At 44.0% G+C, this 13019-nt stretch carries 11 protein-coding genes; 3 read left to right on the forward strand and 8 right to left on the reverse strand.

Annotated features, from left to right (window positions below; all coding sequences use genetic code 11):
- The first annotated feature begins 9 nt into the window (after positions 1 to 9).
- The 3 genes from AB9N12_RS11485 to AB9N12_RS11495 all read left to right on the forward strand — a co-directional run bounded on the left by AB9N12_RS11485 (position 10) and on the right by AB9N12_RS11495 (position 3603).
- Positions 10 to 684, forward strand: coding sequence for a DUF4843 domain-containing protein (locus tag AB9N12_RS11485; RefSeq protein WP_369892192.1), 675 nt, complete (start codon positions 10 to 12; stop codon positions 682 to 684).
- Positions 685 to 711: 27 nt separating this feature from the next.
- Positions 712 to 2259, forward strand: coding sequence for a PKD-like family lipoprotein (locus AB9N12_RS11490; protein ID WP_369892193.1), 1548 nt, complete (start codon positions 712 to 714; stop codon positions 2257 to 2259).
- A gap of 66 nt (positions 2260 to 2325) precedes the next feature.
- Positions 2326 to 3603, forward strand: coding sequence for a TlpA family protein disulfide reductase (locus AB9N12_RS11495; RefSeq protein WP_369892194.1), 1278 nt, complete (start codon positions 2326 to 2328; stop codon positions 3601 to 3603).
- A 352-nt stretch (positions 3604 to 3955) separates the two neighbouring features.
- Here the strand turns inward: AB9N12_RS11495 and AB9N12_RS11500 are convergent, their stop codons facing one another.
- From AB9N12_RS11500 to AB9N12_RS11535, 8 genes are all read right to left on the reverse strand, one after another.
- The gene (locus AB9N12_RS11500; RefSeq protein WP_369892195.1) at positions 3956 to 5395 is read right to left on the reverse strand and encodes an NADH-quinone oxidoreductase subunit N; all 1440 of its coding nucleotides are present in this window, start codon (positions 5393 to 5395) and stop codon (positions 3956 to 3958) included.
- Positions 5396 to 5434: 39 nt separating this feature from the next.
- On the reverse strand, positions 5435 to 6919 hold the full coding sequence (locus tag AB9N12_RS11505) for a NuoM family protein (RefSeq protein ID WP_369892196.1): 1485 nt from the start codon (positions 6917 to 6919) through the stop codon (positions 5435 to 5437).
- A 13-nt stretch (positions 6920 to 6932) separates the two neighbouring features.
- Positions 6933 to 8822, reverse strand: a complete 1890-nt coding sequence (nuoL, locus tag AB9N12_RS11510; RefSeq protein WP_369892197.1) for an NADH-quinone oxidoreductase subunit L — start codon at positions 8820 to 8822, stop codon at positions 6933 to 6935.
- A gap of 102 nt (positions 8823 to 8924) precedes the next feature.
- Positions 8925 to 9233: an NADH-quinone oxidoreductase subunit NuoK gene (gene nuoK / locus AB9N12_RS11515; RefSeq protein WP_369892198.1), complete on the reverse strand. Its 309-nt coding sequence runs from the start codon at positions 9231 to 9233 to the stop codon at positions 8925 to 8927.
- Positions 9234 to 9265: 32 nt separating this feature from the next.
- Positions 9266 to 9778, reverse strand: coding sequence for an NADH-quinone oxidoreductase subunit J (locus AB9N12_RS11520; RefSeq protein WP_369892199.1), 513 nt, complete (start codon positions 9776 to 9778; stop codon positions 9266 to 9268).
- A gap of 2 nt (positions 9779 to 9780) precedes the next feature.
- The gene (locus AB9N12_RS11525; protein ID WP_369892200.1) at positions 9781 to 10269 is read right to left on the reverse strand and encodes a 4Fe-4S binding protein; all 489 of its coding nucleotides are present in this window, start codon (positions 10267 to 10269) and stop codon (positions 9781 to 9783) included.
- A 12-nt stretch (positions 10270 to 10281) separates the two neighbouring features.
- Positions 10282 to 11358 (reverse strand): NADH-quinone oxidoreductase subunit NuoH, encoded by a 1077-nt coding sequence (gene nuoH, locus AB9N12_RS11530; protein WP_369892201.1) that lies wholly within the window; start codon positions 11356 to 11358, stop codon positions 10282 to 10284.
- 54 nt (positions 11359 to 11412) lie between these two features.
- Positions 11413 to 13005, reverse strand: a complete 1593-nt coding sequence (locus AB9N12_RS11535; RefSeq protein ID WP_369892203.1) for an NADH-quinone oxidoreductase subunit D — start codon at positions 13003 to 13005, stop codon at positions 11413 to 11415.
- Positions 13006 to 13019 lie beyond the last annotated feature (14 nt).

Raw genomic sequence — 13019 nt, forward strand, 5'->3', positions numbered from 1 at the left:
AGATAATATATGAAACGATTAGGTTATGCTATAAGCTTGTTGCTACTTTTAATTGGTTGTACTAAAGATAATTATTTGCAGTATGATACTAAGGTAGCTTCTTTGCGATTTGTTTACTCTTCGGGAGTGAAGGACAGTACGGTCTATTCCTTCGGTTTGCATCCGGGCATGCAGGAAGATGTTGTGGAAGTACCGTTCGGCTTGATAGGTTTGAGTTCCTCTGAGCCCAGAAAAGTTGCAGTGGAGGTTGTTAAAGAGAAAACAACAGCGATAGAGAATAGTGAATTTGTGATTGAGCCATGCATGCTTCCCGCAGATGCCGTTACTGGCAGTATAAGAATAAAAGTGCGTAGAAGTGACAATCTGGATGGAAACGGTAAGGTCGTTGCATTGCGCTTACGGGCCAATGACTATTTTGAAGAAGCACCAGTCGACAGGTCCATGTTTCGTATCATAATAACCAATGAGCTGACAGAACCCGTAGGATGGATTTTCAATGAATACAGCCGTATCAAGCACGAGTTCGTGATTCTGCATACAGGCGTTGCCACAAATTATAACAAATGGAGTACTTCGGAACAGATTTATTGGAAAGGTATATTAATCAAAGCGTTGTACGAATATAATAAGGCGCATCCGGGAAAACCTTTGATAGATGAAAATGGGCTGATAATAACTTTCTGATTATTAATGATAAAGATATACGTAGTGATGAGAAATATTTTAATTTTATACTTATGCTTTATTGGGCTGACAATGAACCTGTCTGCTTGCTATGAGGATCGGGGGAATTATGATTATTCAGAGTTGCCTCATATTACTATACAAGCAAAAGATACTGTGCATGCCACGCAGTTTACAACATTGGAACTACCTGTAGAAATGAATCTGGACGACTACGACAGCAAGGACTACGAGTTTAGCTGGCGTCTTTGGCCGAATGATATAGGAGGAGTATGGAAACAGAAAACTATTGCAAATACTAAAGACCTTTCTTATGCAGTGACCGAGATTCCGGGTTCCTACTCGTTAGTACTTACTTGCCACAACAAACAGTCCGGAGTAAATACCTATAAACAGATTCTTTTGGTTGTTCAGGGAGTTATTACCGAAGGCTGGATGGTGTTACATGAGAAAGACGGAAAGACCGATTTCGATTTGGTGATGAGTCCCTACTTCTCCAACCGGGTCGATAAGGACCTGATACTGCATAACGTTTATCAGTCTGTCAACGGAGAACAATTAGAGGGAAGAGGCGTTAAGATTGGTAGTTTCTTCTGTATAGGACGTTATCAAAACGTAACGATTCTCACCGATAAGGGTGGCGCTCGTTTAGATGCCATCACTATGCAGAAAATATTCGACATTTCTACTTTGATGCCCGATATGAGCAATTGGAAGCCGGAGAACTATCTTTTTTATCATTATTATTGGAGTCCTGCCCGGTTTGGATACGATGCCATTATCTCTAATGGGCATTTTTATGAGTATAGTGCTATGGGGGCAATGGGGTTCACTACTTACATTGAGCCTATCCTGAAAGACGAAATGACGTACAGGTCGGCTGCCTATGCTCCCCGCTACTTCGATTACTATCTTGCCATTATCTACGATGAATTAGGCGGGCGGTTCTTATGTTTCCCAAAGCACAACAATGGTAGTTCTACATGGATACTTCAGGAAATGCCTGACAATGCCTCCGGTACTGTATGCAACATTAAGAACATGCATGCCAAGCTGCGGTATATGGATACTGGATTTAATAATTACGAATATGGATTGTTTGAGGATTGGGATACCCATGCCAATGCTTTATATGCATTTAACTTCGATGCCAGTGTCAATGTGGACAAAGCTATGTATAGCGCGGCGAACTGTCCCGATATTCAGAAGGCCGATTATTTTGCATTAGGCGATTTAGGACCGGTATTTTATTATGCTACCGACAGGGATATCTATCAGTATGATTATATGGGAACCAATACAGGGAAAAAGGTTTATTCCTTGGCCAACAATGAGGAAAGAATCACTGGCATGAAAATATTCAAGCCTTGCGTTGATCGTTTCATTCGTTCGCACCCTTACAATAACAAGGTGCTTATGATATCTACCTATAACGGTTTTTCCAAAGAAGGAAAGCTTTACATGTACTATATCAATGTAAGCAATGGGGCGATTGACGTCTCCTCGGAAAAGGTTATTGGCGGATTTGGTGAGATTTTGGATATGGAATACAATTTCGCGAAGTATGGCTCTTAAATATATGTACCGATGAAAAGTTTGTTTGCTTCGAAGTTGGGTCTCCTTTTTCTGTTCGTTCTATGTATGAGGCAGGTATCTGCTCAGGTCATTATCTGCTTCGAAGCGTTTAATAAGGAAGATATATGGGTGGCCTTTCGGGACTCGTCCTACAAAACGATACTCGATGAGTGTGGAAAAGGGGTGATTGAAGTTCCGGATTCGTTGCCGTCAGGGTATGCGGTGTTGTATGGGCCTCGTAAGATATATAATTTTTATCTTATGCCGGGTACACGGCAAAGTATGAAAATACATTCCAACGGACACCTCGATTTCAATGGAGCAGGGAAAGAAATTAATGAGTACTTAAATGGAAAAAGCATAAACAATCCGGGACTAAGCTACGACCAGCCCGAAGACGAATTTCTTAAACAGTGGGAGCAGATGCTTGTAAGGCTTCAGGATCATCTCGACTCGCTTTCGTTGCCCAAAACATTTAAGTTCGTGGAACATAAGCGGCTGCATTATTGGGCATGTAATATGCTTCAAGCCTATCCGCTTTATCGTGCAAGAAGACTCAATACTAAGTGGTATGCTCCTAAAGACGATTATTATCGGCGGATGGAGAGGGCTATGAAGGAGGATATGGATGCCTATGAGTTATGGGAATATAGAAAGGCTTTCGAGAATTATATATGGTCTTTTGCCAAGAAAATAGCTGGAAACCAACCTCTGGAACAACTACGTGAGGCATTGATGCACATAAACCAGTCGGTGAGCGACCCTAGGCTTACCGAATATTTGGTTCATGCTGTTATGTATCAACATGTAAGGAACTATGGTGCGGAGGGCGTTGACAAATTTCTGCCTGTCTACGAGGAAAAGGTTCGGGATTCTGTACGAAAGGCAGATTTTGATAAGTTGTATCAAAAACATTGTCGTTTGGCAAAAGGTCGTAAAGCACCGAACTTTAGGCTCTCCGATATTAACGGTAACTGGGTTTCTCTATCGAGTTTGTTGGGTAAATATGTATTTATAGATTTATGGGCTACATGGTGTATGCCTTGTTGCAAAGAGCTCCCTTTTATGCAGCAAATGGAAGAAAGGTACAAGGGGAAGCCAATTCAGTTTATAGGTATCTCTATCGACAATGATGAGGCTGCTTGGCGAAGAAAGGTCAAGGCTGATAATCTGAAGGGACTTCAGTTGCATGTAGACAGGGAGTCTACGTTTCGTGACGATTATCAAATCTCTTTCATTCCACGCTTTATGCTGATTAATCCTGAGGGCAAAATTGTAGATGTGAAACTGTCCCGACCTTCTGACCCTGCCACTATGGAGTTCTTGGATGCCTTGTTGGAGTAGTCTCTTCATGAATAGCCAGCTGCATACTCCTGCTGAAGGTTGGGCAGGAACGGTGTATTGGTCCGTCGTGTGAATGACTTTGCGGATTTTGAGCGGTGCATTGTTCCAAGTTTGACCGTCTGATGGGAAAAACAGGTATCTGCAGAGGAAGGAGATCGGGGAAGCGCGGTGACAACTTGTACTCTGAGTGATGAGGATAGTGGTAAAGCTCCATCAATAGTTCCGTTGCTTTGGCATTATAATTGGTTTTCTCAGGAGAAGAGCTTCTTATATAAAAGAAACGGTCTTGGTTTCATGTCAGTATCAATGGACATTAAAACCAAGATCGTTTCTTTTATATAAAGTCGTCCGTCTATATACCGAACGACAATTTATCAATAGATTGATATACGATACTTACAATGCCAAGACCGATAATACCCAATGTGCAGAGTGCCAGTCCCCATTTCGTGCAACGGTCGCTGCGGAAAGTAGGAATCGGGTTGTCGGAAGGAGTGATATACATTGCTTTTACAATCAACAGATAGTAGTACAATGAAATCACAGTATTTACCAATGCGATGAATACCAGCAAGTGAAAACCTGCATCGAAAGCAGCCATGAAGATAAAGAACTTGGAGAAGAATCCGGCAAACGGGGGAATACCTGCCAATGAGAACAGAGACAGGGTCATCAGGAGAGCAATTTTAGGATTCGTCTTATAAAGTCCGGCGTAATCTTCGAGTGTAAATTTTTGGCTGCGTAATGCTACGATAGTAATGACTGCAAATACTCCGAGGTTGGCAGTTGCATACACCAATACGTAATATACCAAAGCTGTCATGCCCTGTGCTGTGCCTCCTATAACGCCCAACATAATGTATCCCGCTTGTGAAATACTGGAGAACGCCATCAAACGCTTCAGGTTCTGCTGACGGACAGCAAATATATTGGCAATAGTGATGGAAGCGATGGTTACCCAATAAAGTATTTCTTGCCAGTCACTAATCATTGGAACGAATACTTTGACTAGGATAGCCAATAGTACAAATGCAGCCGATCCTTTTGATATAACGCTCAAATAAGCGGTAACTGTACTCGGAGCACCTTCGTAAACGTCTGCTGTCCATAAGTGAAACGGAACCAATGATAATTTGAATGCCATTCCTGCAAAGAAGAATACAAATGCCATGATTTGCAAAGGGTTTCCGTTGATATGGGCAGGAAGGTCATCGAAATAAAGAGTACCAGCGGAACCGTAGAACATTGACAGACCGAACAACAGTAATGCACTGGAGAAAAGAGCTGTCAGAATGTATTTGGCTCCTGCCTCGGCAGAGTTATGACGGTATTTATCAAAGGCGATCAGTGCTGCCATCGGGATAGAAGCTGTTTCCAGCCCGATGAAGAACATCAGGAAGTGTCCGGCAGAAATCATGAGGTACATACCAAACAAGGTAGAGAGGGTCAGTACATAGAATTCTCCTTGCTTGAACGAAGTATCTTCTCTTTTCATCCATTCGTGTGCCATCAGGAAAACAATCAGCGTACCGATGTGCAGGATTGATTTTATCACTGTGTGCATTGGTACATAATGATACATCCCACCGAATGCATCGGCAGCAGTCCCCGGAATTAAATTGATTGCTGTATGGATAGCCATCAGAATAACAGGCAGCATTGTGTTCAGGCGTGCTTTCCCGCTATTCTTGTGTGCATCCGGACTCATGAAGAGGTCAGCTAGGAATAGCAGCAGTAGGACAGCTATGAGCGACAGCTCTTCTCGCATATATAGAAATTGTGAATAATCCATCTTTATCAATTAAAAATTAAAGATCAAAAAATTAAAGGACTATGGGATTAATTGTGAGACAACCGGCAGTACACTTTCACCGATCATGTGGCTGACCCAAAAAGGAGCCATACCTAGTCCGGCTACACAAACGATGAGGCAGATAACGGCTACACGTTCGTCCCAAGTCGCATCAGTCAGTTCGAGATGATGTTTGTTGGTACAGGTTCCGTATAGAATCTTACCTACCAGGCGCAGGATGTAGACTGCGGTAATCACAATCGAAGAACAAGCGATGATAGTCAGTACACGGTGAAATTGGTCATTGTTCTGGAAAGAGCCGACGAAAATTGTCATTTCAGCAATAAAACCACTTAATCCCGGCAGACCGAGATTGGCAAGACCGGCAATTACATAACATACACTAAGGAACGGCATGACTTTCATTAAGCCGGCAAGTTCGCGAACGTCACGTGTGTGTGTACGTCCGTAAATCATACCGATCAGGGCAAAGAATAAGGCTGTCATCAATCCGTGTGAAAGCATCTGAAGGATAGCTCCTGTGGCTGCAGTCTGATTCATCATCAGAATGGCGAAAAGAACCAGTCCGCAGTGGGATACGGAAGAATAGGCATTGATATATTTCAGGTCGGTCTGTACACAAGCGGAGAATGCTCCGTAAACGACCGAGATACCTGTCAGTATCAGGAATATCCATGAAAGTTCGTTGGCTGCTTCCGGCATCAGATACATGGCGATACGGAAACATCCGTAACCTCCCAGTTTCATCAATACTCCGGCATGGAGCATAGATACAGCAGTCGGGGCGGATGCGTGACCGTCAGGACTCCATGTGTGGAACGGGAAAAGTGCGCCCAATACACCGAAACCGAGGAAAGTCAGCGGGAACCAAATGCATTGCTGTGCAAAAGGTATGTTGTGCAACTGTGCGATTTCGAGAAGGTTCATGGTCGTTGCTCCCGAACCGAAATAGATTCCGAGAATACCGGTCAGTAGGAAAGCAGAACCGCCCATTAGCATAAGGGTCAGCTTCATGGCTGCATATTCTTTACGTCCCGATCCCCATACACCAATCAACAGATACATCGGTATCAGTGCGATTTCGTAGAACATGAACATGGTGAATAAATCGACGGATATAAAGAATCCGAATACTCCCATAGACAATAGGGTGAACCAGAGGAAATATTCTTTCGTCAGCGGTTGCAGACGCCACGAAGCGAATGTACCGGTGAATACAATGACGGCGGACAATAACAACATGGCTACCGAAATACCGTCAACACCTACTGAATAGGATATGTGAAGAGGAGCATACCAAAGCATGTCTGCACGGAAAAGCATTTCTGCCGTGTTTCCGGCACTACGCTCTCCCAAATACAGGAATGTAAGTACGACGGAGGCAATCAGAAGTGCCGATGCGCCAGTAACCATAACCCCTCGGATGGCTTTGATTCCTCGTGCTGCCCAGAGTCCGGCCAGCATCAATAAGGGGATGAGTACGAATATTGATAAGAAATTCATATCGTTCTGTGCTTTATAAGATTAATAGTAGGATAAGTGCCAGCGCACCGCAAAGGAATACATACGCATATTGCTGTACCTGACCGCTTTGCAAACCACGGATCTCATCGCTTGTGGTATTGGTAGCCCATGCCAGGAAATCAAAGAATCCATCCACTACATGACGGTCGAACCATGCGATAGGAGTAGAGATGCAGCGGAAGATAATCTTATGCGTAATGAACTGGTATATGTCATCAATATAGAAACGGTTGTAAGCAGCCTTGTGCAATCCCTTGAACTGTTTTCCCAATGAATCGGCAACAGGCTGTTTGGCATTTTTGTACATCCAGGTCGCGATGGCAATAGAAATAATGGCGATAACCACACTTGTGACAGCTACCGACAGATCGAGATGAATGGAGTAAGACTCTCCGTTCGAACTGATGAAATGTCCGAAAGGAATAAAGCCGGCCCCACAGGTTACTACTGCCAAGAACATCAAAGGGAATGTCATAGCTAACGGACTTTCATGAGGCGTGTGGTGAGCGTGCAATTCTTTGTTTTCCTTGCCCCAAAAGATACCATAGTATAAACGGAACATATAGAAAGCAGTCATCGCGGCAATTACTGTCATCACCCAACCCATTGCAGGACTGTATTGGAAGCAGGCTGCCAGAATCTCATCTTTCGAGAAGAAACCCGAGAATGGAGGAATACCGGCAATAGCGAGACAGGCAATCAGGAATGTCCAGTGAGTGATTGGCATGTATTTGCGTAAACCTCCCATCGAGGACATTTCATTAGAATGTACAGCATGAATAATGCTACCTGCACCGAGGAAGAGCAATGCCTTAAACATCGCATGTGTGAAAAGATGGAACATGGAAGCCACGTATCCCAAACCTCCTTCGTGCGGATCCATGGAAGTACAGACCCCCAAAGCTACCATCATGAAACCAATCTGTGAAATGGTGGAGAACGCCAGAACGCGTTTAATATCTGATTGTACGCAAGCCACACTGGCAGCATAGAAGGCTGTAAATGCGCCTACCCAGGCAACCATGTGCAGCGTATTCGGTGCATAAGTAATGAACAGAGGGAACATACGTGCCACCAAATATACACCGGCAACGACCATGGTAGCCGCATGAATCAATGCGCTGACTGGAGTAGGGCCTTCCATTGCATCCGGCAACCAGATATGCAACGGGAACATGGCACTTTTACCGGCGCCACCGACAAACATCAGTCCGAGAGCCAGCGGAAGCATGGAAGCTCCACCGCTTATCAGGGATACCGTATCCGGTGTGAATCCGAATGTACCGCCATAATATCCATAAATCAGAATACCTATCAAGAAGCCTAAGTCGGCAAAGCGAGTCACAATAAACGCTTTCTTGGAAGCGGCGATGGCAGCCGGTTTTGTATAGTAGAAACCGATTAACAGATAAGAACTTACACCCACCAGTTCCCAGAAAAGGTACATCTGGAAGATGTTGGTCGCAACGACCAATCCCAGCATAGACATGGTAAACAGGGACAAGAAAGCGTAATAACGTTGAAAACCGACTTCACCCTTCATGTAACCGAAAGAGTAGATATGTACCATCAGTGACACTGTAGAGATGACGATCAACATCATTACTGATATAGGATCGAGCAGGATACCCAAATCGAAGTGTAAGGTCTCTGTGAAAGGAAGCCACGTGAAGTTGTAAGGTATCCGTGTGTCGAACGTTCCGTCTTCCAGTCGCGGAGCGGAGAAATATTGGAAAGCTGTAACGTAGGATAGTACTGCTACGGCTCCCAGTATCAGCGTACCGATTGTACCCGCTGTCCGGTGGGACATCCATTTACCTCCGATTCCCAATATGAGGAAGGAGAAGAAAGGAAGAAGGAGTATTAGAATTGTTAGTTCCATACAGTTTTATTTAATTACTTGAGTTATTTTTATTAATTCTTGGTCTCATAGCTTATAATCACTATACCCGGACCTTTCGTTTTGTTTCTTGGTATAAAGATATCACCACTTCAGCTCGTTCAAGTTGCGCACCTGGATGCTTCGGAGATTACGATAAATGTTAATCATGATGGCAATGGCTACTGCAGTTTCCGCAGCCGAGATGGCAATGGAAAAGAGTGCAAAGAAATAGCCTTCCATTCCTTCCGGAAAGAGGAAACGGTTGAATACGGCGAAGTTGATGTCCGTGGCATTCAGCATTAACTCTACAGAAATCAGGATAGCCAGTGTGTTGCGGCGGGTAAAAAATCCATAGATTCCTGCAAACATCATGATGGTAGAGACTACCAGATAATATTCCATGTGTATCATATTCGAATTTAATTTTGATAGTTAATACTTATTTATCTCTTACGTGCAATCATAATACCACCGATGATACAAGCCAGTAACAGGATACTGACTGCTTCGAAAGGCAATACATAACCGTATTTGTCACTACTTAACAAGGCGCTCCCGATAGCATGGATATTAATTTCTTGCGGAGCCAGATTGGCTGTCTGCATGAAATTATGCTTCAACGTGATAAACAGGATAATTGCTAAGCCGGTCACCATTGTAAATAGGCCGGCAAAAGCTTTACTTCGTTTCAATTTCTCCGCCCGGTCGCCTTCTCCACTGGTCAACAGGATGGAGAATACATAAAGAACGACGATACCACCGGCGTAAACCATTATCTGAACGGAACCCAGAAAGGTGTAACCCAGCAAAAAATAGATGCCGGCCGTGCCGAAGAGCACGAAGAGCAGGTAGGTGGCCGAGCGTACGATGCGTTGGGTAGTCACCGTCATGATGGACATCGCAATAATAAATGCTGCCAAAAAGTAGAATATTACTGTTTCAAGTGTTGATCCCATATTTAAACTTCTTTTTTCTTTTCTATAACTTTACTACCATCGTGATTCAATTTCAGGACAAGTTTCGTCCGGTCGAAAACTGCATGCTCAAAGTTTTGGTCGAACGTGATGGCATCGTGCGGGCAAGCATTGACGCAAAGCTGGCAGAACATACAGGCACCCAAGTCATATTCATAGGATGCCAGAATTTTCTTTTTCTTTCCATCTTCTGTTTCAACGGTTTTGCTTGTCACTTTGATTGTGTCATTCGGACAAGCCATTTGACACAGTCCGCAGGCTACGCAGTGATGTTCATTATTCTCATTGTGGGGCATACTCAGCGTACCACGGAAACGGTCGAACATTTTCAGCTCTTTCCGGTTTTCGGGATATTGTTCGGTCACTTTCTTACGGAAGTATACCTTGATGCTGGTTTTCATACCCGTTGTCAGTGTACTGATGCCATGCACCAGACTACCTAAGTACGTATATTTTCTATCTTTATATTCCATAATTTTCATTTATCAAAAGTGGAAGCCGAAAGCTACACAGCATGCCATTAATAATAGGTTTATCATAGAAATTGGGACCAGATACTTCCATTCCAGATTCAGAATCTGGTCGATACGCAAACGCGGGAAGGTCCATTTAATCCACATCAGAAGGAATACCACGAAAAATGCTTTAGCGAAGAACCAGATGAAGCCCGGAATATAATCCATTATAGCGTTGAAACCATCCAGCCCAACGATATGTAGCGGCATCCATCCTCCTAGAAAGATAGTGGCGGCAACACTAGCTACGATAAACAGATTCAAGTATTCTGCTAGATAGAAGAAACCGAATCCCATACCGGAATATTCTGTATGATACCCGGCTGTCAGCTCGCTCTCCGCTTCTGGAAGGTCGAACGGACCACGGTTACATTCTGCATTTCCGGCAATCAGATAGGTGATGAAAGCAATTATCGCAGGGATATGTCCCTTGAAGATGAACCAGCCGTTGGCTTGTCCTTCCACGATTTCAGAAAACTGCATGGTTCCCATCAACACGACCATTGTCATGATACTCATGCCAGCAGAAAGTTCATAACTGATGATCTGTGCACCACTTCGCATGGCACCGATCAAAGAGAATTTGTTGTTACTACCCCAACCGGCCAGCAAGATGCCGACAACTCCAATGCTGGAAGCTGCCAACAGGAAAAAAACGCCCACATTAAAGTTCAGAATCGCTGCACCTTTATTAAAAGGAATACAAGCGAAGGTCAGGAATGAAGCGATAATCACCATGAACGGAGCCAGATTGTAGAGGAAATGGTCCGCCCCCTTCGGCATGAAAATTTCCTTGGTCATCATTTTGAGCACGTCGCAGACCACTTGGATAGAACCCCATTTACCAACGCGGTTCGGACCAAGGCGACACTGGAAAAAGCCGCAGACCTTACGCTCCATGTAGATCAATATGATAGCCAGAATGGCATACAGTGCTACGAGGCACACACCGACAGCTACACATTCTATAAAGATCGCTAATCCCTCCGGCATAATGGAGAGCAGTAGCTCATGTATCCAGTTTGTTACTATACTAAAGTCGAACATATATTTTTTATGATTAGGTTTTAAGTATGAAGTATTTACTTGAATACTTGTTTTTTATCTATCAATATCCGGAACGACATAATCGATTGTTCCGCCAATGGCAATTAAGTCTGCAATCTTTGCTCCCCGGCAGATGGTGTCTATTGCGGCAACAAGCGGCAATCCTGTGGCACGGTAGTGCAGGCGATAAGGCATTTTGTCACCCTGGCTTTCAAGGAAGACTCCAAATTCACCACGGCTCCCTTCTACGGCAGCATAGTAACTACCTTCGGGAACACGGATGATAGGTTTCATCTTTTCTTGATGAGGCCCTTCGGGAATATTGTCTATTAATTGCTCGATGATGTTCAGACTTTCCATAATCTCATCCATACGCACCAGGTAACGGGCAAAGCAGTCACCTTCCGTATAAACAATTTCTTTGAAATCAACTTTGTCATACACACCGTAGGGCATTCGTTTACGTACGTCACACGCCCATCCTGAAGCACGGCCCGTACCTCCGGTGCAACCGAAAGAGATGGCATCCTCACGGCTTAATACACCGACGCCTTTCATACGGCTCTGTGCGATGATATTGCCCGTGAATATGTCATGATATTCGTGGATGATTCCTCTCATATAAGGAATGAACTCCTTCACCCGTTTGACGAAATTAGGATGAAGGTCTGCCTGTACACCGCCAATCGTATTGTAGTTCATAATCAGACGTCCACCACAAGTCTCTTCAAAAATATCGAGAATCTTCTCACGGTCACGGAATCCGTAGAAAAATGCCGTCAATGCTCCCAGGTCCATAGCAAGGCAAGAGTAGAATAGCAAGTGGGAGTCGATACGTTGTAATTCATCCATGATGGTACGGATGTATTGTACACGTTCGCTGACCTCAATGCCCATGGCCTTTTCAATACACATACACAATGCATGACGGTTTTGGTGTGCGCCCAGATAATCCAAACGGTCGGTTAAAGCCAATGTTTGGGGATAAGTAAGACTTTCATTCATCTTTTCGATTCCCCGGTGTATATAACCGCAATTTGCATCAATCTTACGAATAATTTCACCTTCCAAAGAAACACGGAAGCGCATTACACCATGAGTAGCAGGGTGTTGCGGGCCGATATTGACTATATATTCTTCTTCACCGAATAACTTCATCTCTTTGTTTTTGATGCTTCCGTCCGGGTTCAGCTCTATTTCTTGAGTCGTATCAAATGTCTCTTCATTAGTCATGCGCAACGGGTTATCTTTTTCAGGGTCATTATCTTTGCGCATCGGATAACCGACCCAATCATTACGCAGATAAAGACGACGCATATCAGGGTGACCGATGAAAGTGATACCATAAAAATCAAACACTTCACGTTCGTAGAAATCGGCAATTTTCCAAATGTCACTGACAGATGGAATTTCCGGCAGCCCACGGTTCGTTGTTGCAGTTTTCAGTGCTATCCGTTCGCCCGTAATGGTCGATTCCAGATGGTAGACTACGCCTAAACCACGGAGTTTTTCCGGAGCATCTTTCTCATCGGGCACTCCCCAGTCCATACCGGTGAGACTTTCAAGAAAGTCCATCTGCTTTTCATTTCGCAAGCGCAGCATCTCATCGTGTAACGCTGCAGGAGCTATAAATTGTATTTCTTGCATAAATCAAATTAAAT

Source organism: Bacteroides sp. AN502(2024) (assembly GCF_041227145.1).
In the GTDB taxonomy this organism is placed as follows: Bacteria; Bacteroidota; Bacteroidia; order Bacteroidales; family Bacteroidaceae; genus Bacteroides.